At 61.9% G+C, this 25,663-nt stretch carries 32 protein-coding genes; 17 read left to right on the top strand and 15 right to left on the bottom strand.

The features are described from left to right. The first annotated feature begins 9 nt into the window (after positions 1 to 9). The 4 genes from KUG85_RS15905 (at position 10) to KUG85_RS15890 (ending at position 2,461) form a co-directional block, all read left to right on the top strand. Positions 10 to 843, top strand: a complete 834-nt coding sequence (locus tag KUG85_RS15905; RefSeq protein ID WP_223005982.1) for a DUF2182 domain-containing protein — start codon at positions 10 to 12, stop codon at positions 841 to 843. A 91-nt stretch (positions 844 to 934) separates the two neighbouring features. Then, the gene (locus tag KUG85_RS15900) at positions 935 to 1,249 is read left to right on the top strand and encodes an accessory factor UbiK family protein (protein ID WP_223005980.1); all 315 of its coding nucleotides are present in this window, start codon (positions 935 to 937) and stop codon (positions 1,247 to 1,249) included. A gap of 336 nt (positions 1,250 to 1,585) precedes the next feature. Further along, positions 1,586 to 2,086: a type III secretion system chaperone family protein gene (locus KUG85_RS15895; RefSeq protein ID WP_007009910.1), complete on the top strand. Its 501-nt coding sequence runs from the start codon at positions 1,586 to 1,588 to the stop codon at positions 2,084 to 2,086. Between the two features lie 21 nt (positions 2,087 to 2,107). Further along, positions 2,108 to 2,461 (top strand): tRNA-binding protein, encoded by a 354-nt coding sequence (locus tag KUG85_RS15890; RefSeq protein WP_210180064.1) that lies wholly within the window; start codon positions 2,108 to 2,110, stop codon positions 2,459 to 2,461. Positions 2,462 to 2,615: 154 nt separating this feature from the next. On the opposite strand, the gene KUG85_RS15885 is transcribed toward KUG85_RS15890, so the two are convergent. Both KUG85_RS15885 and KUG85_RS15880 read right to left on the bottom strand, forming a co-directional pair. Next, the gene (locus tag KUG85_RS15885) at positions 2,616 to 2,969 is read right to left on the bottom strand and encodes a GFA family protein (RefSeq protein ID WP_223005979.1); all 354 of its coding nucleotides are present in this window, start codon (positions 2,967 to 2,969) and stop codon (positions 2,616 to 2,618) included. A 9-nt stretch (positions 2,970 to 2,978) separates the two neighbouring features. After that, positions 2,979 to 3,473: a DUF2165 family protein gene (locus KUG85_RS15880; RefSeq protein WP_065815443.1), complete on the bottom strand. Its 495-nt coding sequence runs from the start codon at positions 3,471 to 3,473 to the stop codon at positions 2,979 to 2,981. A gap of 160 nt (positions 3,474 to 3,633) precedes the next feature. On the opposite strand from KUG85_RS15880, the gene KUG85_RS15875 reads away from it, so the two are divergent. Continuing rightward, positions 3,634 to 3,876, top strand: coding sequence for a hypothetical protein (locus KUG85_RS15875; RefSeq protein ID WP_223005977.1), 243 nt, complete (start codon positions 3,634 to 3,636; stop codon positions 3,874 to 3,876). 15 nt (positions 3,877 to 3,891) lie between these two features. Here KUG85_RS15875 and KUG85_RS15870 read toward each other — a convergent pair whose 3' ends face one another. After that, a complete protein-coding gene (locus tag KUG85_RS15870) occupies positions 3,892 to 5,232 on the bottom strand; it encodes a sensor histidine kinase (RefSeq protein ID WP_065815968.1) in 1,341 nt (446 codons plus the stop codon). Positions 5,233 to 5,545: 313 nt separating this feature from the next. Here KUG85_RS15870 and KUG85_RS15865 point away from each other — a divergent pair, with 313 nt between their 5' ends. Further along, positions 5,546 to 5,893, top strand: coding sequence for an antibiotic biosynthesis monooxygenase (locus KUG85_RS15865; protein WP_223005976.1), 348 nt, complete (start codon positions 5,546 to 5,548; stop codon positions 5,891 to 5,893). Between the two features lie 9 nt (positions 5,894 to 5,902). On the opposite strand, the gene KUG85_RS15860 is transcribed toward KUG85_RS15865, so the two are convergent. Together KUG85_RS15860 and KUG85_RS15855 are read right to left on the bottom strand one after the other, a co-directional pair. After that, on the bottom strand, positions 5,903 to 6,625 hold the full coding sequence (locus KUG85_RS15860) for a response regulator (protein ID WP_223005975.1): 723 nt from the start codon (positions 6,623 to 6,625) through the stop codon (positions 5,903 to 5,905). A gap of 45 nt (positions 6,626 to 6,670) precedes the next feature. Further along, entirely contained in the window at positions 6,671 to 7,171 is a 501-nt protein-coding gene (locus tag KUG85_RS15855; RefSeq protein ID WP_065815439.1) for a MarR family winged helix-turn-helix transcriptional regulator, read from the bottom strand. Positions 7,172 to 7,430: 259 nt separating this feature from the next. On the opposite strand from KUG85_RS15855, the gene KUG85_RS15850 reads away from it, so the two are divergent. The 3 genes from KUG85_RS15850 (at position 7,431) to KUG85_RS15840 (ending at position 9,453) form a co-directional block, all read left to right on the top strand. Next, the gene (locus KUG85_RS15850; RefSeq protein WP_223005973.1) at positions 7,431 to 8,324 is read left to right on the top strand and encodes a branched-chain amino acid aminotransferase; all 894 of its coding nucleotides are present in this window, start codon (positions 7,431 to 7,433) and stop codon (positions 8,322 to 8,324) included. Between the two features lie 120 nt (positions 8,325 to 8,444). After that, complete coding sequence (locus KUG85_RS15845) at positions 8,445 to 8,720, top strand: hypothetical protein (RefSeq protein WP_007010439.1); 276 nt, start codon at positions 8,445 to 8,447, stop codon at positions 8,718 to 8,720. A gap of 91 nt (positions 8,721 to 8,811) precedes the next feature. Next, on the top strand, positions 8,812 to 9,453 hold the full coding sequence (locus KUG85_RS15840) for an MBL fold metallo-hydrolase (protein WP_223005971.1): 642 nt from the start codon (positions 8,812 to 8,814) through the stop codon (positions 9,451 to 9,453). A gap of 8 nt (positions 9,454 to 9,461) precedes the next feature. On the opposite strand, the gene KUG85_RS15835 is transcribed toward KUG85_RS15840, so the two are convergent. After that, the gene (locus KUG85_RS15835) at positions 9,462 to 9,959 is read right to left on the bottom strand and encodes an anthrone oxygenase family protein (RefSeq protein ID WP_223005969.1); all 498 of its coding nucleotides are present in this window, start codon (positions 9,957 to 9,959) and stop codon (positions 9,462 to 9,464) included. A 90-nt stretch (positions 9,960 to 10,049) separates the two neighbouring features. On the opposite strand from KUG85_RS15835, the gene KUG85_RS15830 reads away from it, so the two are divergent. Continuing rightward, on the top strand, positions 10,050 to 10,661 hold the full coding sequence (locus KUG85_RS15830) for a TetR/AcrR family transcriptional regulator (RefSeq protein WP_223005967.1): 612 nt from the start codon (positions 10,050 to 10,052) through the stop codon (positions 10,659 to 10,661). A gap of 333 nt (positions 10,662 to 10,994) precedes the next feature. Here KUG85_RS15830 and KUG85_RS15825 read toward each other — a convergent pair whose 3' ends face one another. Further along, complete coding sequence (locus tag KUG85_RS15825) at positions 10,995 to 11,438, bottom strand: BA14K family protein (RefSeq protein WP_065815434.1); 444 nt, start codon at positions 11,436 to 11,438, stop codon at positions 10,995 to 10,997. 349 nt (positions 11,439 to 11,787) lie between these two features. On the opposite strand from KUG85_RS15825, the gene KUG85_RS15820 reads away from it, so the two are divergent. Then, positions 11,788 to 12,495: a DNA helicase gene (locus KUG85_RS15820; RefSeq protein ID WP_223005965.1), complete on the top strand. Its 708-nt coding sequence runs from the start codon at positions 11,788 to 11,790 to the stop codon at positions 12,493 to 12,495. A gap of 338 nt (positions 12,496 to 12,833) precedes the next feature. On the opposite strand, the gene KUG85_RS15815 is transcribed toward KUG85_RS15820, so the two are convergent. From KUG85_RS15815 to KUG85_RS15790, 6 genes are all read right to left on the bottom strand, one after another. Further along, entirely contained in the window at positions 12,834 to 13,049 is a 216-nt protein-coding gene (locus KUG85_RS15815; RefSeq protein ID WP_223005964.1) for a cold-shock protein, read from the bottom strand. Positions 13,050 to 13,461: 412 nt separating this feature from the next. After that, positions 13,462 to 13,674 carry a cold-shock protein gene (locus tag KUG85_RS15810; RefSeq protein WP_065815432.1) on the bottom strand — a complete coding sequence of 71 codons (213 nt, stop codon included), beginning with the start codon at positions 13,672 to 13,674 and terminating at the stop codon, positions 13,462 to 13,464. Positions 13,675 to 14,005: 331 nt separating this feature from the next. Further along, positions 14,006 to 14,476 (bottom strand): VOC family protein, encoded by a 471-nt coding sequence (locus tag KUG85_RS15805; RefSeq protein ID WP_223005963.1) that lies wholly within the window; start codon positions 14,474 to 14,476, stop codon positions 14,006 to 14,008. Between the two features lie 249 nt (positions 14,477 to 14,725). Continuing rightward, positions 14,726 to 15,163, bottom strand: coding sequence for a DUF1284 domain-containing protein (locus tag KUG85_RS15800; RefSeq protein ID WP_223005962.1), 438 nt, complete (start codon positions 15,161 to 15,163; stop codon positions 14,726 to 14,728). Then, positions 15,160 to 15,765, bottom strand: a complete 606-nt coding sequence (locus KUG85_RS15795) for a biotin transporter BioY (RefSeq protein WP_223005960.1) — start codon at positions 15,763 to 15,765, stop codon at positions 15,160 to 15,162. The genes KUG85_RS15800 and KUG85_RS15795 overlap by 4 nt, the downstream gene beginning before the upstream one ends. A 192-nt stretch (positions 15,766 to 15,957) precedes the next feature. After that, complete coding sequence (locus KUG85_RS15790; protein WP_065815428.1) at positions 15,958 to 16,623, bottom strand: GntR family transcriptional regulator; 666 nt, start codon at positions 16,621 to 16,623, stop codon at positions 15,958 to 15,960. Positions 16,624 to 16,742: 119 nt separating this feature from the next. Here KUG85_RS15790 and KUG85_RS15785 point away from each other — a divergent pair, with 119 nt between their 5' ends. From KUG85_RS15785 to KUG85_RS15775, 3 genes are all read left to right on the top strand, one after another. Beyond that, positions 16,743 to 17,312, top strand: coding sequence for a helix-turn-helix domain-containing protein (locus tag KUG85_RS15785; RefSeq protein ID WP_223005958.1), 570 nt, complete (start codon positions 16,743 to 16,745; stop codon positions 17,310 to 17,312). A 3-nt stretch (positions 17,313 to 17,315) separates the two neighbouring features. After that, complete coding sequence (locus KUG85_RS15780; protein WP_255606448.1) at positions 17,316 to 17,852, top strand: GNAT family N-acetyltransferase; 537 nt, start codon at positions 17,316 to 17,318, stop codon at positions 17,850 to 17,852. A gap of 274 nt (positions 17,853 to 18,126) precedes the next feature. Continuing rightward, the gene (locus KUG85_RS15775) at positions 18,127 to 19,716 is read left to right on the top strand and encodes a glucan biosynthesis protein (RefSeq protein ID WP_223005957.1); all 1,590 of its coding nucleotides are present in this window, start codon (positions 18,127 to 18,129) and stop codon (positions 19,714 to 19,716) included. A 6-nt stretch (positions 19,717 to 19,722) separates the two neighbouring features. On the opposite strand, the gene KUG85_RS15770 is transcribed toward KUG85_RS15775, so the two are convergent. Both KUG85_RS15770 and KUG85_RS15765 read right to left on the bottom strand, forming a co-directional pair. After that, positions 19,723 to 20,229, bottom strand: coding sequence for a DUF2938 domain-containing protein (locus tag KUG85_RS15770; RefSeq protein WP_223005956.1), 507 nt, complete (start codon positions 20,227 to 20,229; stop codon positions 19,723 to 19,725). Positions 20,230 to 20,671: 442 nt separating this feature from the next. Next, a complete protein-coding gene (locus KUG85_RS15765; protein ID WP_223005955.1) occupies positions 20,672 to 21,238 on the bottom strand; it encodes a DUF2239 family protein in 567 nt (188 codons plus the stop codon). A 127-nt stretch (positions 21,239 to 21,365) separates the two neighbouring features. Between KUG85_RS15765 and KUG85_RS15760 the strand changes: the two genes are divergently transcribed. From KUG85_RS15760 to uvrB, 3 genes are all read left to right on the top strand, one after another. Next, positions 21,366 to 21,887 (top strand): SixA phosphatase family protein, encoded by a 522-nt coding sequence (locus KUG85_RS15760; protein ID WP_223005954.1) that lies wholly within the window; start codon positions 21,366 to 21,368, stop codon positions 21,885 to 21,887. A gap of 221 nt (positions 21,888 to 22,108) precedes the next feature. Next, complete coding sequence (locus KUG85_RS15755) at positions 22,109 to 22,537, top strand: GNAT family N-acetyltransferase (RefSeq protein ID WP_223005952.1); 429 nt, start codon at positions 22,109 to 22,111, stop codon at positions 22,535 to 22,537. Between the two features lie 112 nt (positions 22,538 to 22,649). Further along, positions 22,650 to 25,598, top strand: coding sequence for an excinuclease ABC subunit UvrB (gene uvrB / locus KUG85_RS15750; RefSeq protein WP_223005950.1), 2,949 nt, complete (start codon positions 22,650 to 22,652; stop codon positions 25,596 to 25,598). Positions 25,599 to 25,663 lie beyond the last annotated feature (65 nt).

Here is a 25,663-nt window from a genome sequence, read left to right as displayed (position 1 = left end):
GGGCAAGGCATGGCTGCCACCGCACTGGAAAGCACTCTGCGGCGCGACCGCCTGATTGTCGGCGCGGCCCTTGCCGCGCTGACGGTTGTTTCCTGGCTCTATATCCTGTGGCTGGTCGATTCCATGGACATGGCAATGCCCGCTGGCGACGGGATGAAGACGTCCATGCAGGCTGCTGCGCCGGTGGGCGAGGGGATGGTGATGGGGCTGCATCCGTGGAACCTCACCTATTTCGCCTTTATGTTCGTCATGTGGGCGGTGATGATGGTCGGGATGATGACGCCATCCACAGCGCCCATGATCCTCATCTATGCGCGTGTTGGTCGTGCCGCCGAAGAAAAGGGCAGGCCGCTTGCGGCGACCGGCTTCTTTGCCAGTGGCTATCTTCTTGCCTGGACCGCATTCTCCTTCATTGCCACGCTGGGCCAGTGGGCGCTGGAGCGAGCGCTTCTGCTCACACCCATGATGGCGAGCGCGAGCGTACTTTTTAGCGGGCTGGTGCTCATTGCGGCCGGTCTGTTCCAGTGGACCCCGCAGAAGGATGCCTGTCTCAGCCATTGCCAGGCGCCGCTTGCCTTTGTCCATGCCCATGGCGGCTTCCGGCGCGAGCCGGCAGGCGCGCTGGCGCTTGGCTTCCGCCACGGGCTTTATTGCATCGGCTGTTGCTGGGCACTGATGGCGCTTCTCTTCGTTGGCGGTGTGATGAACGTTCTCTGGATCGCCGCCATCGCGATCTTCGTGCTAGCCGAAAAGCTGCTGCCGCCGCGCTGGCCGGTGTCGCGCGTGGCCGGGGGCGTTCTGATTGCGCTCGGCATCTGGGTGCTTGCCGGTGGCACGCTGTAGGCGTGATTCCTGATGGCGCTGCGACAGCAAATGACCTTGCATTCGGCGCGCGAGCCCACTACCTCAAATGGATCAACCTGAAAGGCGCGCCATGACCAACGGAAGCAACCGAATCCTCGACGAGTTCGCCAAGCTGATGACCGATGCCGCAGGCGCGGCCCAGGGCGTGCGCCGTGAGGTGGAGACGGCCTTTCAGGCACAGGCCGAACGCATCCTCAACTCGATGGACGTCGTCCAGCGCGAAGAGTTCGAGATGGTGCGCGAGATGGCGCTCAAGGCACGCGAGGAAAATGCGGCGCTCACCGCCCGCATCGAAGCGCTGGAAGCAAAACTTTCAGAAGGCGGTGCCGCAAAAGCTGCGAAATCTGATTCGAAACCGGCGTCATCCACCCGGACGAAAAAATAATTTTTTATTACCGGCGCCTGTGTATGGCGTCGAAAAATCCTTGTTCGAGAGTCGCTTACGCCGCGCCGCCCGATGCCGCGCGGTGTTTCTATCCACACACCCCTTGGCCTTTCGGCAAAAAAGGTCTGGTCACGCGACTCTGCATCAATACACTGAATTTACAGCGTGATTCGTAACTGGTCATGCAGTCGGGCAGGGGCGGGCCCGCGTTAGTTCCATGCGTTGTCGTTGTCGCTCCACACTGTGTTTCAGGTTTGAAACGTCTTGCGGAAGAGCATTTCCGCTGTGGATTCTTGCGGGGTGTTGCGGCGCCTCCAGATACGGGAAAGCAGATTAATGAGCCTTCTTGAACTCGACATGACCCGTGATGCGCATCCCGTCGATGTCATCGAGCATGTCGCGCACACCAATGACTGGAGCTTCGAGCGCAATGGCGACGACGAGATCGCCATCGCCGTGGCCGGCACATGGACCGACTACAACGTGTCCTTCTCCTGGATGGAGGAATTCGAGGCGCTGCATGTTGCCTGCGCCTTTGACCTGAAGGTGCCCGCGAAGCGTACTCTGGAAGTCATGCGGCTCCTTTCGCTCATCAACGAACAGATGCTGTTCGGCCATTTCGATCTCTGGGAGCGCGAGAATGTGGTGATGTTCCGCCAGGCGCTCGTTCTTGCCGGTGGCGTCGAGCCAACGGGCCAGCAGGTCGAGACCATGCTGAACAGCGCTCTGGAAGCCTGCGAATGCTATTATCAGGCTTTCCAGTATGTCATCTGGTCGGGCAGCACGGCGCAGGAAGCGCTGAACAGCGTGCTGTTTGAGACCTACGGCAACGCTTAGGTCGCAAGCAGGGGAGCGGGCATGTCATCGGAAATGGCCCCGGAAATCACCTTTGACGATTTCCTGAAGGTGGATATCCGTATCGGCACCGTCATCGAGGCAGAGCCTTATCCGGAAGCCCGCAAGCCTGCCATCAAGCTTAAGGTCGATTTCGGTCCGGAGATCGGAATCAAGAAATCGTCAGCGCAGATCACCGTCCATTACACGCCGGAGACTCTCGTCGGACGGCAGGTGGTGGCGGTGGTGAATTTCCCGCCACGCCAGATCGGCAAGTTCATGTCCGAGATTCTCGTTATGGGGTTTTCAGACGAAAATGGCGCCATCGTTCTGGCCGGATGCGACGGGAAAGTGCCAAACGGCAGCCGCCTTCACTAATGCATGTCGCTTTCAAATGAAGACATTTGAAAGACAACGAACATGCATCATTTGAAAGTGTTACAGCGTCCTTTGCGCGTCTTTTAAGACGCACGGCGCTGTAAACAAACTCAGCAGACCTGATCCGGGTTGTATAAATTCGGTCGTCCGTGTCTCAATCCAGATAATCAAATTTGTCCGCACCATCGAAACGGCGAATGCGCAGGCCGGCGATCGCACCCGGCTCCATCAGCCGTGCATTGATGGCCATGCGGTTGCCTTCACCGGTCGGGCGCCAGTGCGTCGTGCACCCGCAGGTGGGGCAATGGTGGATTGCAAGCGTCCTGTCGCCCTGCACATAGGCGACGGTGTCGTCTTCGCCGCACAGGAAGGTCACTTCGGCAGGATCGCAGTGAAGCCAGAGCGCACCGAGCCTGCGGCAGAGCGAGCAGTTGCAGTCGGTCAACCACAAGGGCCGCGCGGATGTCTCCATCCGCACGGCCCCGCAATGGCATGTTGCCGTGAGCATCGCTGTCCGTCAGGCGACTTCGTCGTCGCGCTGGTTGACGAAGATCAGGACGCCGATGATTGCCATGTAGAACTTGAAGGCCGCGTCCTGGCCGTTCCATGTGTCGGACTGCCACATCAGGAACCATTCGCCGCCGACGACCATGAAGCCGAAGAACCAGACAAGAAAACCGATTGTCGCCCCGGCGACCATCAGCTTCTTGGATGCATGGAACTCTGCAGCCGAAGCGCTGCGCGCACCGAGCATTCTGAGGCCGCCGAGCAGCAGGAGCACGAAAGTGAGGCCTTCGCCGGCGATGATCAGCCAGTATCCGGCATGCCACAGCGCTGGCGTGGTGATGGCGCGATACATGGCTGAATTGCCGGGGAATGTCGTGTCCATGCTGAACACGTGCTGCACGAAGGCGAAGTTCGAGCCGTAGTCGGTGATGTTGTTGAACGTCACCATGAACGCGAAGGCAGCGAGTGCCAGTGTCATGGCGATTTTTGCGTAGCGTGAGGTCATGAGCCCCCTCCTTGCGATGAGCGGCCGGGGAAATCATGCGTCTGTAGCCCGGTCGCGACTCAGTGTGTTAGACGAAAGGATAACGTGCATTCTGTCGCGGGCGAAAGATCAAGGGCATGGCCTTCCTTCCGCAGGGTTATCGACAGCAGGAGACGTGCGCTTGAAGACGATTATCGAATTGACCAGTGCCGCGCGCCGCAAGGCCGGGCTTGCCGGACTCGAGGCGCAGCTCGACCGTCTCAGCCTTGGTGAATGGGCCCGCAAGGGCGATTTCGTCGAACTGGCGGGGCGCGGCGAGACCATTGTGTTCATGATCCGCGCCCGACGCATCCGTGTTGATGCCAATGATGTGCAGACGCTGGTCTTTGAACTCGATCATCCACCACGCCCGGCCGTGCGCTGACGCATCTGGTCCGAATTAAGACGGCACCCGGATCACCGCCCGAAGTCCGCCAAGCGGGCTGTCGTCCAGCGTCACGTCGCCGCCATGGCTGCGGGCGATGTCGCGGGCGATGGAAAGGCCGAGCCCCGTGCCGCTTTCGTCCTGGTTGCGCGCTTCATCGAGCCGCACGAAGGGCTTGAACACGTCCTCACGCATGTCGGCGGGAATGCCGGGCCCGTCATCGTCCACGGTGATGGTCAGCGTTCCATTGGTGTTGCGCGCGGTGATTTCCACATTGGAGGCGTAGCGGAATGCATTGCCGATCACATTGTTCAGAAGCCGGCTGAAGGCATTGGGCCGTGCGTGCAGGTGCGTGCTGCCCACGGTCTCGACCTTCAGCGTGCAGTCGCGCAGGCCCGCTTCCTCCACGGCGCGGTCGAAGAAGGCGGCCAGATCGAACGCGCCGGGGTCTTCCGCCGCCTCGCCGCGGGCGAAAGCCAGATACCCTTCCAGCATCGAGCGCATGTCCTCGATATCCTGGTTGAGCGCTTCGATGTCTTCCTTGCTGCCGGCCACGGCAAGCTGCAGCTTGAAGCGCGTCAGGATGGTCCGCAGATCGTGGCTCACGCCGGTCAGCATGGCCGTTCTCTGCTCGATCTGGCGCTCGATCCTTTCGCGCATCAAGAGGAAGGCGCTGCCGGCGCGGCGGATTTCCTCCGCGCCGCGCGGCCGGAAATCGCTCGGTGTCGGTCGCCCCTTGCCGAAACTGTCGGCGGCGGCGGCCAGTTGCAGGATGGGGCGGATCTGGTTGCGCAGAAACGCGACCGCGATGGCGATGAGCACGAGCGATGTACCGACCATCCACAGAAGGAAAATATGCGTGTTGGAAGCATAGGCCTGGCTGCGTCTGGCAAAGACACGCAGCACCTGATTTTCGAGCTGAATGCGGATCTCGATGATGTTCGAATTGCCCACCGTGTCGAGCCAGAAGGGCCGGTTGATCTGTCGGGTGATCTCCTCGCCGAGCGTCTGGTCGAGGATGGAGAAAAACGGTTTCGGGCCGGGCGCGGGCAGGGGGTCGGGCGGCAGAAGGTCGATCTTCAGCGCCAGCCGCTCCTGGGCGATGCGGATCACCTGCGCATAGCCGTCATTGCCCGGATAGGTCTCGATCATGTCGATGATGGCGGAGATGTCGCGCGTGACCGCCTGGCTCAGCCGCTGCGTGACCGTCTGCCAGTGGCGTTCCATGAAAACGAAGGCAATGACCGACTGCAAAAGCAGCATCGGCGCGATCACGATGATGAGGGAACGCGCATAGAGCTGTTTGGGCATGTAGCGCGAGACGATGCGCCAGAACCGTCGCCACGGTCTGCGCATCGCGCCGAATGCCTGTCTGAAGCGCGTCAATGGCGTGATCTTCCCGGCCGGCGTCTTCTGATCTGAGCTGATGTTCAATTCCGCCATTCGCCCTTGCGGGCATCCATTCCCGAACTGCAATCCGGTCTGATCCTATGCATTGGAGGCGCAAGAGGAAACAGCTTTTCCGTGCGCTGCAAACATGCGGTCAACGCGACGCCGCGTGCAGGCCGGAAAAAGCACCGACCGCAGCGAAAGACCTCTTGACTTAAAGTCAACTTGAACTTCGACAGTGCGCCGCATCACCGTTCCATCCGTCCTTCAAGGAGACACCATGTCCGCACGCCCGCAAACCGCGCCTTCCGCCAATGCTATCTACCGGGTCGATAAATTTGCCGTACCGGCGCCGGCCCGCGAAGAGTTTCTCGAGCGCGTTTCCGCCACGCACGCCCTCCTGCGCCAGCAGGCGGGTTTCCTGGGCGACGTCATTCTCGAACAGGCATCGGGGCCGGGCGAGTTCAATTTCGTCACCATGGTCGAGTGGGAAGGGCCCGAAGCGATCGCGCGCGCGGGCGAGGCCGTCGCGCGCATGCACTCGGAAACCGGTTTTGACCGCCACGAGATGATGGACCGCCTCGGCATCCGGGCCGACATTGCGAACTACCAGTCTCTTGCCGTCTGACGCCGCGGGTTACTCGACGCTCAGCCGGTAGCCGATGCCGCGCACGGTCTGCAGGTAGACCGGGTTGGACGGGTCGCGCTCGATCTTGCGGCGCAGGCGATTGATCTGCACGTCGATGGTGCGCTCGCCCACTTCCGAGTCCTCGCCCACCAGTTCGTGCCGCGGCACGGTCTCGCCGGCCCGTTCGGCGAAGATAACCATGATCTCGCGTTCCCGGTCGGTCAGCTTCACCAGCTTGCCGCTGTGCTTCAGTTCGCGCTTGGCGATCTGGAAGGCGTAGGGGCCGAACACCACCTGCTCCACCTTTGGCGTGGACTGTGGCGTGCTGCGGCGCAGAATGCTGTTGATGCGCAGCACCAGTTCGCGTGGATCGAACGGTTTTGGGAGATAATCGTCAGCGCCGGCTTCCAGCCCGGTGACGCGGCTGTCGGTTTCCGAGAGCGCCGTCAGCATCAGGATCGGCGTGTCCTTTTCCTCGCGCAGAGATCTGGTCAGCGATACGCCGTCTTCTCCCGGCATCATCACATCGAGCACGACGAGGTCGAAATCGAGGCCCACCAGCTTGCGGCGCGCCTCGGCAGCGTTGCCGGCAATGGTCACGCGGAAGCCGTTTTCACGCAGGAAGCGGTTGAGCAGGCTGCGAATGCGCGTGTCGTCGTCCACCACCAGCAAATGCGGCGCATCATCGCTCAGGACAGCGCGGTCCGTCTCGAGATTGCCGGTTTCGCTCATTGTGACGATCTCCTCAACCGATGTGCCCGATGTGCCATGCATCTTCTACTTAGAGCGTCCGTTGGGCAGTTTGTCCATCTGGGCGCGCAGTTCCGGGTTCACCATGGCGCGCAAAAAACGCTCCACCGCGGCACTGTCGCCCGGTTCCGCCTCTTCAAGTGCCGCACGGATGCGGCGGGACTGTGGCAGCGCCAGCGCCAGCGCCAGGTCGCGGCCTTTCTGTGTCGGGTAGAGTTCGCGCTGGCGGCGGTCGCGTGGCCCTGGAACCTGCACGATATACCCATCGTCGATGAGCTGTTTCAAGACGCGCGCCAGGCTCTGCTTGGTGATCCTCAGGACCTCCAGCAGTTCCGCCACGGTCAGCCCCGGCAGTCGGTTGACGAAATGCAGAACCCGATGATGCGCCCGTCCAAAACCATATTCGTCAAGGATGGCGTCCGGATCGGCAGTGAAATCCCTGTAGGCGAAGAACAGGTGCTCGATGATGGCGAAATCTACACCATCGTCGAGTGTCAGCGGGGTTTTGATCGGGTCGGCGTCGGTCATGCTCTTGGGCTGCTTCCGGTCGTTTCGGTCGATTGACAAAGAAATTATGTCAGCCTTATTGACATAATTTCAAGGCGTGGTAATTTTTGACAATGTTTTCGTCCCGGCACGAACGAAAAGGTACTCTGAAGGTCATTTTTCGGAACATCCTTCAAATTCCTTTTGGTAACGCATAGGCTGTGACGATTGAAGGCGTCGCCCACGGGCGGTATTTTCGGTTTGCCCGGTCCCACGGAAACGGACCGGCGGGAGAGGTTACATGGCAGCGGTTCCTTTTGATCAGCTCGAGGGCTTTATCTGGCTCAATGGTGAATTCGTCAAATGGGCAGATGCGAAGATTCACGTATTGTCCCATGGCCTGCACTATGCCAGCGCCGTGTTCGAGGGCGAGCGTGCTTATGGCGGCGAGATCTTCAAGCTCACCGAACATACCGAACGCCTGCATGAATCCGCCCGCATTCTGGGCTTCACCATCCCGTGGTCGGTGCAGGAAATCGACGATGCATGCCGTGAGCTTCTGGCGCGCCAGGGCTTTGCCGATGCCTATGTGCGGCCGATCGCCTGGCGCGGCAGCGAGATGATGGGTGTTTCGGCGCAGAACAACCGCATCAACCTCGCCATCGCCATCTGGCAGTGGCCGAGCTATTTCGACCCGGAACAGCGCCTGAAGGGCATCCGCCTCGACATGGCCGAATATCGCCGGCCCGACCCGCGCACCGCGCCGTCCCGGTCCAAGGCTGCCGGTCTATACATGATCTGCACGCTCTCCAAGCATGCGGCCGAGGCAAAGGGCTATGCCGACGCCATGATGCTCGACTGGCGCGGTCAGGTCGCTGAGGCGACGGGCGCCAACATCTTCTTCGTCAGGGATGGTGTTCTGCACACGCCGACACCTGACTGCTTCCTCGATGGAATCACCCGCCGCACGGTGATCGATCTTGCCCGCCACCGCGGCATCGAAGTGGTCGAGCGCGCGATCATGCCGGAAGAGCTGGAAGGTTTTGAACAGTGTTTCCTGTGCGGTACCGCTGCCGAGGTCACACCTGTCTCCGAGATCGGCCCTTACCGCTTCGAAGTGGGCGAAATCACGCGTTTGCTGATGAATGACTACGCCAACGAAGTGCGCCCGAAACTGTCTGTGGCGGCCCAGTAAACCGTCGCAACCGCAGGTTACTTCATCAAATATTCACAGCCTCTTATTTGACATGGGCCGGAATCGCGCTTTCATGGGCGGGCCGGCCCCTGGAGGTCGGCTCTTTGAGAGGGACCGGACATGGAAGCTCTACTTCCCATTATCGTGCAGGCTGTGACTGGCATTCTTGGCGGTGAGGCAATCGGCTCAGTCGTCAAGAAGGCTGCGATGGGTCACGGCGCCAAGATACTGAGTGGCATCATCGGCGGCGTTGGCGGTGGTGCTCTGCTTTCCGGCATGGGCGGCGATGCCGGTGCGCTGAGCGGCCTGTTGGGCGATGCTATCGGCGGTGCTGTCGGTGGCGGTGTTCTGACTGGTATTGTCGGCGCCGTCATGGGCGCGATGAACAAGAGCTGATTTTCATCAATTCTCTGAAACGGGCAGCCGGGGGCGGTTGCCCGTTTCCTGTTTCCGCCCCGCATCTCCGGACCACCAGCAAGAGGGCTTCATGGGCAATCTCCGTGCCGGTGTCATTCCCGTGACGCCATTCCAGCAGAACTGCACCATTCTCTTTGACGAAGATATCAAGAATGGCGTGGTGGTTGACCCGGGCGGCGAGGTGGATCGCATTCGCGCAGCCATTGATGACAACGGCATTACCATTGAATCGATCTGGCTGACCCACGGCCATATCGATCATGCCGGTGGTGCGATGGACCTCAGGGAGGCGCTGGGCGTGCCGCTGATCGGACCGCATGAGGACGACCGGGAGCTTCTGGCCAACCTGGAAAACCAGGCGCGCATGTTCGGCCTCGATCAGTCCGTGCGCAACGTCACGCCCGACCGCTATCTGAGCGAAGGCGAGACGGTGTCGTTCGGTGAGCATGAGTTCGAGGTTCTGCATTGCCCGGGGCATGCGCCGGGCCATGTTGTCTTCTTCAATCGCAAAGCCCGCTTCGCGCATGTGGGCGACGTGCTTTTCAACGGTTCGGTCGGCCGTACCGACCTGCCGGGCGGCGATCATGATGCGTTGATCCGCTCGATCAGGGAGAAGCTTCTGCCGCTCGGTGACGATATCGGCTTCCTGTGCGGCCATGGCCCCGGCGGGCGCTTCGGCGACGAGCGGCGCTCGAACCCGTTTCTCGTATAGTTGCGCGTTCAGTCTGTGCGGAGCCGGGCAATCCCGTAGCCGGCAAGCGCCAGCGCAATGCCGGATGCGATCGTCCGCGTCTGGTTCCAGAACTGCCAGCGTGAAGAATAGTCGGACCAGATCGTTTCTGCCGCTTCAATCTCTTCCGGCACCGCAATGAGCGCCAGCGCCTCGTTCATCGGTACGTTGACCGTCATCGTCAGAAAGAGACCGAAGACCAGGTAGGTCGCGGCGCCCGCAGCGATCCAGAAGGCGGGGCCCCTTTGCCCGTCGCGCCAGATCACCAGCGCTGCCAGCGCAAGGACCGCGGGCGTCAGAAAAAAGGCGGGAAAGAAAACCGCATTGCGCACCGAGGCGTTCATCGCCTGCATGGCCGCGATCGCCACACGCGGGTCCGCCTGGTCGAGGCCCCACATGGTCGAGCACACCCAGGCATAGAAGAACCCGAAAATCGCCCCGGAGAAAAGAACAGCGGTTACCGAAAGTCCCGTAATCAGGCTGCGCATCGCCACGTCTCCCAAAAATCGTACATATGTGTACACTTTCTAATCTCGTACATTTGTGTACGGTAGCTGTCAAGACAGCGGGAGATGCGCATGCGCGAGGAAGCGAGAACAGAACGCCAGGCTCAGATAGAACGTGCCGCCTATCGGCTCTTGCGCGAAAGGGGCTATGGTGGAACGTCGATGCTGGCCATTGCCCGGGAGGCTAGGGCGTCGAACGAAACGCTCTATCGCTGGTATGGCGACAAGAATGGCCTCTTCAAAACGATGGTCGAGGCGAATGCGCGTGAAACCCGCGAAGCCTTGCTGCGGGCAATCGAGGCGGGGGACGATCCGCTGGAATGTCTGGAGAACGTTGCCCCGGTTCTCCTCTCCATGCTTCTTGGCGAGAGGGCGATTGCTCTCAACCGTGCCGCTGCCGCCGATGAAAGTGGAGAACTGGGCGCGGCGATTGCCGCTGGCGGGCGCAATGCCGTGGCGCCGCTCGTCGAAGAACTGCTTCGCCGGGCATGTGAGGCAGGCAGTCTCACAGCATTGTCACCGTCTACCGCTGCAGAACAGTTTCTCGGCCTTCTGATTGGCGATCTTCAGATCAGGCGCGTTATCGGTGTTTTGCCGGAACCGGAGGCCGATTTCGTGGAAGCGAGGGTTTTCACCGCCATGACTGCATTCAAAAGCCTGTGCGGTTCTTCTCGTATTGATTGACAGTTTGTAAAAAAATCAACTATGGATTGTTTCCCGTGCGGAATGATCGTGAACATCTGCGGATGGCCTCGATCCAGGTCCAGTATACGTTGCTAATGCATGTCGCTTTCAAATGAATTCATTTGAAAGACAACGAACATGCATCATTTGAAAGTGTTACAGCGTCCTTTGCGCGTCTTATAAGACGCGCGGCGCTGTAGTGTCCGAGTGCCGGTTCTTCGTTTTTCCCTGAGTGTCCATTGGATGCGTTCGCAATCTCCACATCCAGCTTTTCATGAAGAAAGGCCGGGCTGAGCCCGGCCTCATTTCTTCTCGGGGCAGGGAACTCCGAGATTAGCGCGGCTGGCAGAAATGCCGCTGGCCATCATAACCCATGAAGGTGCCGGTGCGGCCGTCAAAGCTGCGATAGCGGTTGGCGCAGTACCGGAACCATTCGCGCGACCATGGCTCCATCGCGGGGCGATAGCGAACCGGATGTTCGCGATATACCGGGCGTTCCCGGTAGCGGTATGCTGGGCGTTCTCGGTATTGGTAGACAGGCTGGTAGTCGGGACGATAGGGCGGGTCGATGTAGACACGATCGTCGCCGCGGCGCGACTCGGAGATGAGCCCGCCGACGATGGCGCCTGCGGCCAGGCCGATGACGCCGGCAGCAATCGCGTCACTGTTGTTGTTGCGGTGACGATGGCGGTGACCGGCATCGGCGGTGGAGATCGCTCCGAGCGTCGTGGCCGCGACGGCCAGCGAGAGAATGCCCGTCTTCAGGAAGCGTTTCATGACTTTACCTCTTCAAACACGAGCTGCGTTTTTTCAGGGGGAGCCGCAGCTTTCGCACTGGGTTTATCCATTCGCACCTGAATGGCACCTGAATGAGGCAGGCAGCCTGCGTTCAACCATTATGAACGCTCCTTATCCTGCGTGTTGCGGGTGTGACCGATGTCTGGACGGCGATCCATCGTTTCGCCCGAACGCGGGTTGCGCTAATCTCTGATTCCGGTGCTGCCCGCGCCGCCTCCCTCCATCGGGAAAGCAAACGTCATGCAGGGCTGTCTGCCTTTTGAAACCGACTGTTCGGGCGGCTGCATAAGGAGGGGTTGCGAAACCAGCTCGCAATGGGAGGTTTCCGATGAAACTGACTGCCCCTCTCTATGCCCTGAAGCGCAGGGCGAAATTCCTGTCCCGCCGTGATGGCGTCCCGCTCCACGCAGCGCTCGATCGCGTTGCCTGCGAACAGGGATACGGTGGATGGAGCCTGCTGGCGGCAAAGGCCGCATCGCGTCCGCCGGCAGCCATGCTGTTGTCCAGGCTCACGTCCGGCGATTGCCTTCTGCTTGGCGCGCGTCCCGGTCAGGGTAAAACGCTTCTGGCGCTGGAACTGGTCGTCGAAGCCATGAACAACGCACATTGCGGCGCATTCTTCACTCTTGAATATACCGAACGCGACATTGTGGAGCGGTTTGGCGCTCTGGGGGCGGAAGCGGTTCGCCATGCCGGCCGCTTCATCTTCGACAGTTCTGACGAGATCTGCGCCGACCATATCGTGCGCGCGCTTTCGGCAGTGCCGCGCGGCACACTTGCCGTTGTCGACTATCTCCAGCTTCTCGATCAGAAGCGGGTCAATCCCGATCTTATGGAACAGATGCGGTCTTTGCGGGGGTTCGGCGGCAGGAGAGGGGTGATCTTTGTTTTCATCTCCCAGATAGACCGCTCCTTCGATCTGTCGGGCAGGTCGCTGCCCGATATTGGCGATGTCCGTCTGCCCAATCCGCTGGATCTGTCATTGTTCAACAAACACTGTTTCTTGCACAATGGCGATGTTCGCTTCCATGGGTAGTGCCATTGCGGGCGCTTTCCTGCGCGATTGCATCGGGCCGGCGGGAACGGAAACGCAGGTCGCAGGCCGCCATTTTTGCCTGCGGTCTGCTGCGCCGGTGCCTGAAATTTGGTGAAAAAGGAGAAAGAGCGCGCGGCGGCTCGACTGACGCGCGTTCCCTGTTCTGCCTGCAGCAGAAGGGCCTGCCCGGAGGGCAGGCCGAAGCCCGGCGCTTTCGAAGCGGTCCCCGGAAAAGCGGAAGCCGGTTTTCCGGTCGGAACTGTCCGAAAACCAGGACCTGAGCCGCTTCGCCAGTTTACGAAAACGATGAAGCGGTCTGGCCGGCACCCGTCACCCGGTCAGGGCGCAACCTCCAGGTTGACGGCTTTCGGGCCTTTGCCACGCTTGTCCGGCTCGGTCTCGAACGTGACTTTCTGCCCGTCCTCGAGGCCCTGCAGGCCGGATGCCTGAACGGCTGAAATATGAACAAACACGTCCTTCTCGCCATTATCCGGGGTGATGAACCCGTATCCCTTGGCCTGATTGAAGAACTTGACGGTACCACTCTGCGACATAGGAAGGAGTCCTTTCTCCCTTTATGCTGGTTTCGGCGGGCAAACCTCTTGGTGGGTTCTCGCCCATGGCGTCATCGGTCGTTTACTGGGGGAGAAGAAACAGTCAGCTTCACGCCTCTCATCGGGACCTGTGGTGCGGGCTACTTGCCCGGACAAGTTGTTTGTCCTCGTTGCTTCGACGCGACTTCCTGAGGGCGTGATTATATCCGCCGCCAGGGCATGCCATTCCAGTCTCCGGGCCGGCAAATGCCCGAATGGCAGGGAGCTTGTTCGATTTTTTTAAAGGGAGCAAGCGAAAGTTTTGTGAATAATACGAATTGCGAAGAACAATGCGCCTGCAATCTCTGCGGGCAAATAAAAAGCGCGGCGAGTGAACGCCGCGCTCGATATGTGCATTCGGGGAGCCTGGAAATCAGACTGCCGCCAGATTGACAGCCTTCGGGCCCTTGCCCATGCGGTCGGGCTCAACCTCGAAGGAAACCTTCTGGCCGTCGGTGAGCGTGGTCATGCCGGAGCGCTCGACTGCCGAGATGTGTACGAACACGTCTTTCGCGCCATCATCGGGGGTGATGAAGCCGAAGCCTTTGCTCGCATTGAAGAATTTAACGGTGCCTGTCTGGGCCATTGGGAAACTCCTTTTCCCTTTGAGAAGTCGCGTCTGCGCAACGTGCACAGCTTAGCGGTGGTTCGAGAGTTTGAAGAAAATCGGGGAAAGGGGCCGTCCAAATCATAAAGCTTCCAGTCTCCGGGTCTGCAATCACCCGAGCGCGGGGAATCTATGGCACGAAAGGGAAATGGCTACAAGACTGCCTGAAAAGCCGGCTCTCATCCTCTTTTGGTCATGCCGCCGGCCTGTTCTGCGGAAACGCCCGGGTAGCGGGAGGCCGGCAAAATGCCATTTCCCGCCGGCTCCCGAGGCAGATTCCGGCCGATCTTCGACCAAGGTATAATGTCAGTCAGCCCCTTGCGGCGGCTTCAAGTCCGGCAATGTCGAGCTTCACCATTTGCAGCATTGCCCCCATCACACGCTGCGCCCTTGCGGTATCCGGATCGTTTATCAGTTCGCCAAGCCGCCGCGGCAGGATCTGCCAGCTCAGGCCCCAGCGGTCCCTGAGCCACCCGCACTGTTCCGTCGTTCCGCCCTCGCCAAGCGCGCTCCATAGCCGGTCGATCTCGGCCTGGGTTTCGCATTCGAGCATGATCGAAAAACTGTGGTTGAACGCGTCGAGCGGTCCTGCCTCAAGCCCCTGATAGCGCTGATCACCAAGTGTGAAGCTTGCTACTTTCACACTTCCTGCCGGCCCGCCCGGTGTTTCGGTGGGCAGCGCCTTCATGCTCTCTATTCTGGAGCCGGGGATCAGCGAGGTGTAGAGCCGGAGCGCGCTTTCCATGTCTTTTTCGAACCAGAGATGCTGTGCGACCTTCATGGCATTGCCCTTTCATTCTGATGGATCTTGCCACATAGGACGCACGGCGCACCCCGCTTCCGACACGGGTCTCAGACTTCTGGCGCAATGCGCATCCAGTGGGGCAGGATTTCCATGTCCGGCAGTGTTGCGGGCCAGAAATGGCCTGAAACGGCTGGTTATGCGCACGGTCGATGGGAATGAAAATGCGTTTTGCCATTGCTCTTTTTCTGCCACGGCGCGCATGGCGCGTCCATCCTGCGGGAGCGCTCAGTCTTGTGGCGCGGTGCCAAGCCGCGCGCCTTCATAGCCCTGTCTGGCAATCGTAGAGCACAGGCCAAGCCATTCGCAGCCAAGGCAGGCCTGCCGGGTCTTGCCCCCGGCAAAGGCGGTGCGCATCCGCCCGATCAGTTCCCGGTCGGGGTGAAGAATTTGCCCTGCGGCAATCTCATCGCCGAGCCAGCGCGAGAGGGCGCCTGCCGCCCGGGCATCCCGCTCCCGCACGCGCGCGTTCAGGCAATGCGGCTGCGGCTCTTCATCGAGCAGTGGCCGGCAGATGTCGTCCGGTCCTTCGATGACAAGCACATCCTCGCCCGCGTTGAGGCGCGCAACGATGTCGTCGTAATTCTTGGTGAAGGCGGGGCTGTAGCCCCGCCCGACATAAGTCAGCATGCACAGAAGGTGATGTGCACGCAGCCGCACCGTCATTGCGCATCACCGCGCTTTGCCGTGCGTGCGAGCGCCACCAGAGACGCAGCGCCGAGCGCCGACTTCAGGATGCCGCCGATCACGAATGGCGCAACGCCAAGCACGAAGGCCTTCTCCATGCCGATCAGGCCGGCGAGCCAGACACCGCCCATGGCGAGGCAGAGTGCATTGGCTGCCAGCATGGAGGTGAAGGCGAGGAGCGGGCGCTCGGCGTTCCAGCCGCGCTCTGCCAGAAGGCCGACAAGCAATGCCATGACCGGGAAGGACGCCAGGTAGCCGCCCGTCGGTCCGGCGAAGTGTGCGAGGCCGCCGGCGCCGCCGGCCAGAACCGGCAGGCCAACCATCGCCTCGCCGAGCCAGGCGAGAACGGTCAGCGTGCCGAGACGCGCACCATAAAGCGCTCCTATCATGGCAATCGCAAATGTCTGCATGGTGACCGGCACCGGCACCATCGGCACCTCAATGCGTGAGGCCAGGGCCAGGAACAGCGTGCCAAGCACGACCGCACCGGCCCTGAAGGCGAACGATCTCTGGTCGAGCTGCAGCGCACCGGCGCTGCCGATCAGCCTTGTGGTTTGCGATGTGGCGAAACTCTCAGACATGGGGCACCTTTCGAATTATAGATAATTTTAAGTCTTGATCTATTATTGAGTCCACATTCGCGCGCTCTTGGCAAGAGGGGTGTGGACAATCCCTCCTCTTTCGTCCGCTTGCGGGTGATTGCGCTTAGTTCTGGCGCTTCCGGTTCCGGAGCCTGGGCGCCGGCAGGAGACGCCGGGGAGGGCGTGCCCCGGTCAGCCCTCGATCACGAAGGCCTTGCGCTGCTTCCCAGACGCGGTCTCGACGGGTTTGTGCCCGATCCATTGCACATGCCGCGCGAGCACCGTGCAGGCCGCATCCAGTTCACCGCGGCGCAGATGCTCAAGGATCGCGCGATGGTCGCGGTCGGTGCGCGTTTCCCAGTTCGAGCGCCAGGCCGAGAAGAGAAAGCGGGCGCTCGCCGCATGCAGGTCGTCGATGGCCGCCAGCAGGCGCGGCATGCCGCATGGGGTGACCAGAAGCCGGTGAAACCGCCGGTTTGCGGCTTCCCAGGCCATCACGTCCCGCGCCCGGTCGCCTTCCAGCGTCGCCTCTTCGGCAGAGGCGAGGATCGCCGGCGTCAGGTGCTGCGCGGCGTTGCGCAGGGCCAGCACTTCCAGAGCCGCCCGCATCTCCGCCACTTCGCGCACCTGGTTCAGGTCGAATGCCGCCACCCGCACCCCGCGGCGTGGTTCGTTCTTTGCCAGTCCCTGTGCTTCGAGCAGCCGAAACGCCTCGCGCACCGGCACATGGCTGGCACCGAACTCCTCGGCGACATGGTCCTGCCGCAGCCGGGCGCCAGGCTCCAGCGTGCCGGAGATGATGCGGTCGGCCAGCGCGCGTGCGATCTGGGCGGCTTTGGTCTCTCTGTGCTCGGTCATAATTATAGATAATTTGGTCGGCGCGGCTTTGTCGAGTGGGCATGTGTCCTGATCGTGAGAAAGATGAGGCGGTAACGATGTCGCTTGACGATTTCCATATTTGGGATAATTTCTCAAACATGGATTCTTCTTCGTACGATGATCACACCATAGACCAGCGTATTGCCGAGCGCCTGCGCGCGCTTCGTCAGGAGCGCGGCTGGTCGCTTGATGATCTCGCCACGCGCTGCGGGGTCAGCCGCGCAACGCTTTCGCGGCTTGAAAACGCCGAGGTCAGCGCAACCGCCAGTGCGCTGGGCAGGCTTTGCCAGGCCTACGGCATGACGCTCTCGCGCCTGATCCATCTGGTCGAGGACGATTTTCCGCCTTTGGTGCAGCGCGCCGGGCAGACGGTCTGGGAGGATGCCCGCTCGGGCTTTGCGCGCCGCATCGTCTCGCCGCCCGCCCGTGCGCTTGCCGGCGAGGCGATGGAGGGTGTGCTGCGCCCCGGCGCCCGCATCACCTATGAGGGGCCGCCGCGCGCGGGGCTGGAGCATCATCTTGTCCTGCTGGAAGGTGCGCTTCGCGTCACGGTGGATGGTGTGGCCCACGCGCTTCATCCGGGCGATTGTCTTCGGTATCAGCTTCGCGGGCCGAGCCGGTTTGAGGCTGGTGAGGCGGGCGCCCGCTATCTCCTTTTCACGGTCTGAATCATGCAGGTTTCTTCTACCCTCTCCATAGAACGCATGGATGCCGGTGCGGCGGAGCACATCCTGCCCGAACTGGCGGCGCTGCTTCATGCCTGTGTCCATGACGGAGCGAGCATCGGGTTCATACTGCCCTTTGGCATCGAGGACGCAGCGGGCTTCTGGCGCGGAACCATCCTTCCCGCGCTTGTGTCAGGCGGGCGCATTCTCTTCATCGCCCGGCAGGGCGGCGCGCTCGCAGGCTCCGTTCAACTCGTTGTCGACACCCCGCCCAATCAGCCGCATCGCGTCGAAGCGTCCAAGCTTCTGGTCGATCCCGCCTTTCGCCGGCGGGGCATCGGCCGTGCGCTGATGGGGGCGCTGGAAGGCGAGGCGCGCAGCCTTGGCCGCAGCCTCATCACGCTCGACACGCGTACGGGCGACAGGGCCGAACCGCTTTATGCAGCTCTTGGCTTTTCCGTCGCAGGTATCATTCCCGGTTACTGCCGCGATCCCTTTCACGACCATCTCGACGCCACCACGGTCATGTACAAGCGGCTGTGACTCCGGATGCTGTCTCACGCGTCCGATACCGTTGCGAACAGATCGTGATGCAGCCTGCGGAACGCGCGCGTGGTAACGGCACTTGTCTGTCGGGGTGGCTTCAGTTCGGCGAATGGAATCATGCGGCATCTCAGAAAACTGCATCGCGCGCGGATGCCTGCGCATCGCGGTGGTCATGGGCTGCTGCGGCGCACAGGTTCGTTCCGCAGGCGTGAGGTCCCGCGTTCCCGTTCAGGCCGGCATTTCATGAATGAGCAAGGGACACTGTACATCCATGATCGATTTCAACCGACGGGATTTTCTTTCTCTCGCGGCGGCGTTTTCTGTCGTCGCGCCGTTGCCGGGCAGGGCGCTTGCCGCCGCCGGCGCGCCCGGCCTGACCTTCGGGCCGGCAAAACCCTTCAGTTTCGACTGGTTGAAAGAAGAGGCGAAGGCGCTCTCGGAAAGGCCATGGCAGAATGCGCGCTCGCCCCATGGCGAAACACTGGAGAAGATCGACTACGATGCTTTCCAGAAGATCCGGTTTCGCAGCGATCATGCGCTCTGGGCTGATGGAAAGGGCGGTGCGCCGGTGCAGTTTTTCCATCTCGGTCGGTATTTTCAGGAACCCGTCCTTATACACGTGGTGGAAAATGGCGAGGCCCGCGAGGTGCTCTACAGGCAGGCGTATTTCGACCTTCCTGCAGATCATCCCGCCCGAGGCCTGCCCGACAATATCGGGTTTTCCGGCTTTCGCCTGCATGAACCCTCGCAGAAGACCGACTGGCTCGCCTTTCTCGGTGCGTCCTATTTCCGCTCTTCCGGTGCGCTCAACCAGTATGGCCTCTCGGCGCGCGGTCTTGCCATCGACACAGCTCTGCCGAAGCCGGAGGAGTTTCCCCGCTTCAGCCGCATCTGGCTTGAGCGTGTGGAGGGCGAGCCCGACCGGGTGCTGGTTTATGCACTGCTCGACAGCCCCAGCATCACAGGCGCCTATCGCTTCGACTGCGCAAGGGCCGACGGTCCGGTGATGGACGTTTCCTCCACGCTCTACCCGCGCAAAGCCATTGAGCGACTGGGCGTCGCGCCGCTCACCTCCATGTACTGGTACTCCGAAACCAATCGCGGACAGGCGGTCGACTGGCGGCCGGAAATCCATGATTCAGACGGACTCGCCATCTGGATGGGCAATGGCGAGCGCCTCTGGCGTCCTCTCAACAATCCACCCGCAACCGTCACCAACGCCTTTGTGGATGCGCGCCCGCGTGGCTTCGGCCTGCTACAGCGCGATCGGGAATTCACCCATTACCAGGATGATGGCGTCTTCTATGACCGCCGCCCCTCTGCCTGGGTCGAGCCGGTCAATGAGTGGGCGTCGGGGCAGGTGCAACTCGTTGAGATTCCGACCGACGACGAGATTCACGACAACATCGTCATGTACTGGGTTCCCGATGAGCCGGTGGAGCCGGGCAGGGCGCTTCAGTTCGACTATCGCCTTCACTGGACCGCGAGCGAGCCCTTTCCTGCAGAACTACTCGGACGCGTCATGGCCACCCGGACCGGTACGGGCGGTATTCCCGGTCAGCCGAGGCCGAAAAACACGACACGTTTCGTCGTCGATTATCGTGGCGGCGAGGTCGGCGCGCTCGAGCGCGGTGATGCCGCGCCGGTCGTCGATCTTTCGCGCGGTGAGGTGACGCTCGCCGATTCGCATCCGGTTGTTGGCCAGTCCGGCCTGTACCGCGCTTTCTTCGATGCGCGGATCGAGGGCACCGACCCTGTCGATATGCGTATGTATGTGAAGGGAAAGGGCGACCGCGCCCTCACGGAAACCTGGCTCTATCAGTATTTCCCCAACCGGAGTGCGCAGGGCCGCGGTTCGTGAAGCGGCCTATCCACCAATCAGCCAGGTGCTTGCCAGCGCGGCCAGATAGAGCCCGACCCCGAAGGAGGTGTGCGCGATCAGGCTGCGCAGCCGGGCCGTGTTCGGAGCCGGTGTTCTGGATGCTGCAATCCCGGCACCCATTCCGGGCTGAAGTGTAAGGAAGGGGGCGAGCACCGTTACGAGGCCCGTTGCGAGTGCGGGCAGGAAGCTGGGCTGGCGTGCCCAGTCCAGTCCTGCAATGGCGATCAGCGCTCCGGCAAAGACCACGCCGATGGCATAGTGCGCAACCCAGCCGATCCCGCGTTCACCGGCAATCGGCTGGGCGGCGCCGATGGCCGCATGGCGGAATGCTCCCCTGCCCAGATGGCCGATCCAGCGCCCGACCATCGCGTAGTTGAGGCCGACCACGCCAAAGGCCCGTTTCTGAAACAGCGCCCAAAGGTCCATCACCGCCGTTGCGCCCACTCCGATCAGAAAGGCGCGTACGCAGAATTCGATTGTTTCGGCCGTCATGACTCACCCTGTTTCCTGCCTGCCCGGATGCCGGGGCTTCGTTTTGCATCGGCTGCTCGGGACCAATGCACCGAGCGCCATTGGAACGGCTCACCGCTTCACGGAAACCCGCTCCGTTCTATCTATCTGTTTTTCCGCATTTATGCGGACGTCAGGTGATTCCGCCTGACTGCAAAATGCTCCAGATCGCCGTCCGTCCATCCGGGCGCACAAGGCACGATCTAAGTTATTGATGGAGCATCGGAATGATCCGAAAACCGGATTCCACTTTTCGGTCCGATGCTCCAACGCATCGTCGGACATCCAAATAAATATTCAATTGTTTTATTGATTGATTGCTTGAAAGCTGGGCTTTTGTCAATGCGTATCGGACGGGGGACCGGGCATCAATCTGCTGCCCGGCCGCCGGTCATTTGCGGGACACGCGATCTGTCTCGAGAGTTCAGCTTTCGAAAGCCGCCGCTGCCAGCCGCTCGACATGCGCTTTCAGGTCAGCCGGCCATCCGCCGATCCGGCTTTGAAAGCGCTTCGCATCGCCGGCATAGAGCGCGCGGGCGGCCTCTTCATAGCCCGGCTGGTCGCCCAGCATGGCCATCATGAAGCGATCTGTGGCTGCCTGCGCCCTGCGCAGGCGCTCACGCGGCGCGTCGGCGGTTCTTGCGGCATCGACCAGCTTGCGGAGTGTGGCCGAAGCCCCGCCGGGCTGCTCGTTGAGCCAGTCCCAATGACGCGGAAGCAGCGTGACCTCGCGCGCCACGACGCCGAGTTTCGGTCGGCCAGGCGCGCGCTTCGCGGATGCTTTGGCTGGCTCCCCGCCGGACAGCCTAGCGGCCACTTCGGCATCGCTGCCGCTCAGATTGAAATCGACCTGCCGTCCGGTTTCATCGTCGAAGACCAACACGTCGGCGCCGGGATGTTCCGTCAGCAGCGCCTTCACGGCCAGCGCGACATCGATGCTCGCACCGCTGGCGAGGCGTTTCCTGCCGTGAAAGGCCGTGTAACCGGGCATGAGAACTCTCCATTCAATTTTTGCGCCTTTTACCCGGGTATAATATTTCTGTCAATATACCCGGATAAAACATGGAGTATCGTCTCGTGCCGGCTTTGCCGGGCAGGGGCGACAAAATAAGAGGGGGATGATGAAAGAGCTTCTGCTTTTGCGCCACGCGAAATCGAGCTGGGATGATCCGTCTCTGGCCGATGTCGAGCGTCCGCTCGCGCCGCGCGGTCGTCGGGCCGCTCCGCGCATGGGGCGCGAGCTTGCGCGCCGTGGCTGGCTGCCCGATCGGGTTCTGGTTTCTCCGGCCCGGCGCGCGCAGCAGACCTGGCGGCTTGTCGCCGCCGAAATCGGTCGGATGGAGCTTGCGCCGGGCAGCGGGGAGGGGCTCTACATGGCCGCGCCTGAGCAATTGCTCGCCGCCTTGCAAAAGATCCCAGAGAAGGCCGCGCGTGTCCTCCTTGTCGGCCACAATCCGGGCATGGAGGACTTCGCCAGCCGTCTGGCCGGCGATGGGTCCGAGGAGGACGCGCTGGAGCGCATGCGCGAAAAATTCCCCACCGCCGCCGTCGCCCGCTTCGCGTTTGACGGACGCTGGGATGCGCTCTCCTTCGGCCAGGCGCGGCTGCTCGACTTTCTGAAGCCGAGGGATTTTAGCTGAAACCGTCCCGTGCAGCCTTGCGTCTGCGCTTTTCCCGCGCTAGCACCCGGTCAACTGTCTGGAGGTTTTATGTCCCGGTGAAGCGGGGGCGGCTGCGCCCCTGAAATGGATGATGGCTGGTGCTCATCCGGCCCGCGCATCCGTTTCGCATCCTGAACCGATTTTTTCGCAGCAGCGTGCCTTTGCCGGCGCGCGTGATGCTGCGCAACCGGACATGACCAATGATCAAGACCTATGAACCGGGCGTCGATGATGACGCCATCGTTGCCATCTGGCTCGCCGCCAGCCGGCTCGCCCACGCCTTTCTCGGCGAAGATTTCATCGCCGGCGAGGCCGAGAATATCCGCAATGTCTATCTGCCCATGGCCGATACCCGCACCGTCTGGGCGGATGGCCGGCTTGTCGGCTTCCTGTCCCTGCTCGGCAATCAGGTCGGCGGCCTGTTTCTCGATCCGCAATTTCATGGCCGCGGTCTGGGGCGGGCGCTGATGGACGATGCCGTGGCCCGCATGGGCACGCTCGAACTCGATGTGTTCGTCAAGAACGATATTGGCCGTCGCTTCTATGAGCGCTACGGCTTCACCGTGGTGGACGAGCGCATCGACGAGCCCACGGGCGAGCCGCTTCTGCATCTTCGCTACCGGGCCTGACACAATCGCGCATGATGGTTCCTGACAGCCTTCTGTCAGGAGCCGAGCGGGGTGGTGCATTCCCTGTGCGCCACCCCTTTCCATTTTGTTCCTGCGGTTCCATATTCGCCCCATGGCCAGATCACCCGACAAGAAGAATGGCGGCTTCGCCGAAGCCCCCCAGCCCGCGCTTTCGGGCACACCGCTCTCCGGTTCTATCGCGGACTGGGCGGATGAAATCGCGCAGGAAGCCGAAAAGCCTGCAAAATCGAAGAGGCCCAAAAAGCCTGCCGAACGCTCTGCCTCCGCGTCGAAGACTGCGCGCGGCACCTCCATGGGCGGCGCGGCCTCGGCCAAGGAGCGCGCCGCTGCCGGTCTCATGCCCGTCGCGGGTCTCGACGTCACGCTGGAAGAGGCCGAGGGGCTTTCCTCCTCGGGTGTCACCGCCACGGTTGCAGCGCTCTCCAAGCTCATTGAAGGGGGCGATCCGAACCTCCAGTCCACATGGACACCGCACCGTCCCGCGCGACCCGAAAAGTCCGAGGGCGGCATTCCGCTCAGAATGGCGACGGAGTTCAAGCCTTCCGGCGATCAGCCCACGGCCATTGCCGATCTCGTCGCCGGCCTCAAGGGCTCCCCCTCCGTGGCAGGGCAAGCGAGCGTAGCGAGCGCCAGCCCGCGAACGGACGCAGCGCCGGATGGCGGTGCGGAACCGGCAATACAACCCGAAAGGACGCAAGTCCTTTTGGGCGTCACGGGTTCCGGCAAGACCTTCACCATGGCCAAGGTGATCGAGGAAACGCAGCGCCCGGCCATCGTCCTCGCGCCCAACAAGACGCTGGCCGCCCAGCTCTATGGCGAGTTCAAATCCTTCTTCCCGGACAATGCGGTCGAGTATTTCGTTTCCTATTACGACTACTACCAGCCGGAAGCCTACGTCCCGCGCTCCGACACCTATATCGAGAAGGAATCCTCCATCAACGAGCAGATCGACCGCATGCGCCACTCGGCCACGCGCGCCCTGCTCGAACGCGATGACGTGATCATCGTCGCGTCGGTCTCCTGCATCTACGGTATCGGCTCGGTCGAGACCTACACGGCCATGACCTTCCAGATGCAGATTGGCGACCGGCTCGACCAGCGCCAGCTTCTGGCCGATCTCGTCGCCCAGCAATACAAGCGCCAGGACATCAATTTCGTGCGCGGGTCCTTCCGCGTGCGCGGCGACACGATCGAAATCTTCCCCGCCCATTTGGAAGACCGCGCCTGGCGCATCTCGCTCTTCGGCGACGAGATCGAGACCATCACCGAGTTCGACCCGCTCACCGGCAAGAAGACCGGCGATCTGCAATCGGTCAAGATCTACGCCAATTCGCACTATGTCACGCCGCGCCCCACGCTCAACCAGGCCATCAAGGGCATCAATGCCGAGCTGAAACAGCGCCTTGCCGAACTTGAGCGCGCCGGTCGCCTGCTGGAGGCCCAGCGCCTCGAACAGCGCACCCGCTTCGATCTCGAAATGCTGGAAGCCACCGGCTCCTGCGCCGGCATCGAGAACTATTCGCGCTATTTGACCGGCCGCGCGCCCGGCGAGCCACCGCCCACTCTGTTCGAGTACATCCCCGACAATGCGCTGGTCTTTGTCGATGAGAGCCACGTCACCATTCCGCAGATCGGCGGCATGTATCGCGGCGACTTCCGCCGCAAGGCGACGCTCGCCGAATACGGATTCCGCCTGCCTTCCTGCATGGACAACCGCCCGCTCCGCTTCGAGGAGTGGGACGCCATGCGCCCGTCCACGATCGCCGTCTCCGCCACGCCCGGCAACTGGGAGATGGAGGCTGCCGGCGGCGTCTTTGCCGAGCAGGTCATTCGCCCCACCGGCCTGATCGACCCACCTGTCGAGGTGCGCCCGGCAAAGACCCAGGTCGACGATGTGCTGGGAGAAATCCGCGAGACCGCCGCCAAGGGCTATCGCACGCTCGTCACCGTGCTCACCAAGCGCATGGCTGAGGACCTCACCGAGTACCTGCATGAGCAGGGCGTGCGCGTGCGCTACATGCACTCAGACATCGACACGCTGGAGCGCATCGAGATCATCCGCGACCTGCGCCTCGGCGCCTTTGACGTGCTCGTCGGCATCAACCTTCTGCGCGAGGGCCTCGACATTCCCGAATGTGGCCTTGTCGCCATTCTCGATGCCGACAAGGAAGGCTTTCTGCGTTCGGAAACCTCGCTCATCCAGACCATCGGTCGCGCCGCGCGCAATGTCGATGGCCGCGTCATGCTCTATGCCGACCGCATCACCGGCTCCATGGAACGCGCCATGGAAGAGACCAACCGCCGCCGCGAAAAGCAGCTTGCCTATAATGAGGAGCACGGCATCACGCCGGCTTCCATCAAGAAGAACATCGCCGACATTCTCGATTCCGTTTATGAGCGCGATCATGTTCGCGCCGACATTGGCGGTGCTGGCGGCAGGGGCGACGACCTCAACAATCTCGTCGGCAACAATCTCGCCGCCCATCTCGAACATCTCGAAAAGGCGATGCGCGACGCCGCCGCCGATCTCGACTTCGAGGAAGCCGCGCGCCTGCGCGACGAGATCAAGCGCCTCAAGGAAACCGAGCTCGCCATCATGGACGACCCGCTCGCCCGCGACGCCGGCGTGGAAAACACCCAGAAATCCCGCCGCGACAAGGCGCGCGGCAAAAAAGGGCAGGGCGGGCAGGCTAAGGGCGCGGGCGCACAGTCAGCCCCTCATGGTGAGCCTGTCGAACCACGGGGGGCGGGCAGCAAAGCTCCGGCCTCATCACTCTTCCACAAGCCCGATCTGGACGAAATGGGTGGCGCAGGCGCCCACGCACGGCCTGCGGGAAAGAGCCTCTTCCGCAAGAACGATCTGGACGAGATGACGGTCGGCCGCACCGAAAAGCCGGTGCGCAAGCCGGTTCCGCAGAAGCCGGAAGACGACACCAGACCGGTCAAACGCCACCGGCCCGGCATCGGCTCCTATGAGGATCCGGCAGATGAACGCCGCAACAAGCGCCGGCCCGGGAAGACCGGGCGGCCGGGGCGGTAGCGCCAGGCACCCTCGCCCTTCGACAAGCTCAGGATGAGGGTTACTGAGAGGGCTTGCCTGATCGG

It is taken from the genome of Nitratireductor rhodophyticola (genome assembly GCF_019891355.1).
Taxonomy (GTDB): domain Bacteria; phylum Pseudomonadota; class Alphaproteobacteria; order Rhizobiales; family Rhizobiaceae; genus Nitratireductor; species Nitratireductor rhodophyticola.
The sequence above is the reverse complement of the archived record's forward strand: the minus strand, read 5'-3'. Positions and strand labels throughout refer to the sequence as shown.

Bases quoted from the DNA above. Each gene is read 5' to 3' on its own strand.
- KUG85_RS15860 (WP_223005975.1), bottom strand. From the start codon at position 6,625: ATGAGCGAAACCGGCAATCTCGAGACGGACCGCGCTGTCCTGAGCGAT.
- KUG85_RS15820 (WP_223005965.1), top strand. From the start codon at position 11,788: ATGAAACTGACTGCCCCTCTCTATGCCCTGAAGCGCAGGGCGAAATTC.
- KUG85_RS15800 (WP_223005962.1), bottom strand. From the start codon at position 15,163: ATGACGGTGCGGCTGCGTGCACATCACCTTCTGTGCATGCTGACTTAT.
- KUG85_RS15755 (WP_223005952.1), top strand. From the start codon at position 22,109: ATGATCAAGACCTATGAACCGGGCGTCGATGATGACGCCATCGTTGCC.
- KUG85_RS15850 (WP_223005973.1), top strand. From the start codon at position 7,431: ATGGCAGCGGTTCCTTTTGATCAGCTCGAGGGCTTTATCTGGCTCAAT.
- uvrB (WP_223005950.1), top strand. From the start codon at position 22,650: ATGGCCAGATCACCCGACAAGAAGAATGGCGGCTTCGCCGAAGCCCCC.
- KUG85_RS15815 (WP_223005964.1), bottom strand. From the start codon at position 13,049: ATGTCGCAGAGTGGTACCGTCAAGTTCTTCAATCAGGCCAAGGGATAC.
- KUG85_RS15890 (WP_210180064.1), top strand. From the start codon at position 2,108: ATGTCATCGGAAATGGCCCCGGAAATCACCTTTGACGATTTCCTGAAG.
- KUG85_RS15765 (WP_223005955.1), bottom strand. From the start codon at position 21,238: ATGCCCGGTTACACGGCCTTTCACGGCAGGAAACGCCTCGCCAGCGGT.
- KUG85_RS15810 (WP_065815432.1), bottom strand. From the start codon at position 13,674: ATGGCCCAGACAGGCACCGTTAAATTCTTCAATGCGAGCAAAGGCTTC.
- KUG85_RS15900 (WP_223005980.1), top strand. From the start codon at position 935: ATGACCAACGGAAGCAACCGAATCCTCGACGAGTTCGCCAAGCTGATG.
- KUG85_RS15895 (WP_007009910.1), top strand. From the start codon at position 1,586: ATGAGCCTTCTTGAACTCGACATGACCCGTGATGCGCATCCCGTCGAT.
- KUG85_RS15830 (WP_223005967.1), top strand. From the start codon at position 10,050: ATGCGCGAGGAAGCGAGAACAGAACGCCAGGCTCAGATAGAACGTGCC.
- KUG85_RS15790 (WP_065815428.1), bottom strand. From the start codon at position 16,623: ATGACCGAGCACAGAGAGACCAAAGCCGCCCAGATCGCACGCGCGCTG.
- KUG85_RS15905 (WP_223005982.1), top strand. From the start codon at position 10: ATGGCTGCCACCGCACTGGAAAGCACTCTGCGGCGCGACCGCCTGATT.
- KUG85_RS15775 (WP_223005957.1), top strand. From the start codon at position 18,127: ATGATCGATTTCAACCGACGGGATTTTCTTTCTCTCGCGGCGGCGTTT.
- KUG85_RS15845 (WP_007010439.1), top strand. From the start codon at position 8,445: ATGGAAGCTCTACTTCCCATTATCGTGCAGGCTGTGACTGGCATTCTT.
- KUG85_RS15805 (WP_223005963.1), bottom strand. From the start codon at position 14,476: ATGAAGGTCGCACAGCATCTCTGGTTCGAAAAAGACATGGAAAGCGCG.
- KUG85_RS15785 (WP_223005958.1), top strand. From the start codon at position 16,743: ATGGATTCTTCTTCGTACGATGATCACACCATAGACCAGCGTATTGCC.
- KUG85_RS15865 (WP_223005976.1), top strand. From the start codon at position 5,546: ATGTCCGCACGCCCGCAAACCGCGCCTTCCGCCAATGCTATCTACCGG.
- KUG85_RS15780 (WP_255606448.1), top strand. From the start codon at position 17,316: ATGCAGGTTTCTTCTACCCTCTCCATAGAACGCATGGATGCCGGTGCG.
- KUG85_RS15840 (WP_223005971.1), top strand. From the start codon at position 8,812: ATGGGCAATCTCCGTGCCGGTGTCATTCCCGTGACGCCATTCCAGCAG.
- KUG85_RS15855 (WP_065815439.1), bottom strand. From the start codon at position 7,171: ATGACCGACGCCGACCCGATCAAAACCCCGCTGACACTCGACGATGGT.
- KUG85_RS15825 (WP_065815434.1), bottom strand. From the start codon at position 11,438: ATGAAACGCTTCCTGAAGACGGGCATTCTCTCGCTGGCCGTCGCGGCC.
- KUG85_RS15795 (WP_223005960.1), bottom strand. From the start codon at position 15,765: ATGTCTGAGAGTTTCGCCACATCGCAAACCACAAGGCTGATCGGCAGC.
- KUG85_RS15885 (WP_223005979.1), bottom strand. From the start codon at position 2,969: ATGCTCACGGCAACATGCCATTGCGGGGCCGTGCGGATGGAGACATCC.
- KUG85_RS15835 (WP_223005969.1), bottom strand. From the start codon at position 9,959: ATGCGCAGCCTGATTACGGGACTTTCGGTAACCGCTGTTCTTTTCTCC.
- KUG85_RS15880 (WP_065815443.1), bottom strand. From the start codon at position 3,473: ATGACCTCACGCTACGCAAAAATCGCCATGACACTGGCACTCGCTGCC.
- KUG85_RS15770 (WP_223005956.1), bottom strand. From the start codon at position 20,229: ATGACGGCCGAAACAATCGAATTCTGCGTACGCGCCTTTCTGATCGGA.
- KUG85_RS15760 (WP_223005954.1), top strand. From the start codon at position 21,366: ATGATGAAAGAGCTTCTGCTTTTGCGCCACGCGAAATCGAGCTGGGAT.
- KUG85_RS15870 (WP_065815968.1), bottom strand. From the start codon at position 5,232: ATGCGCAGACCGTGGCGACGGTTCTGGCGCATCGTCTCGCGCTACATG.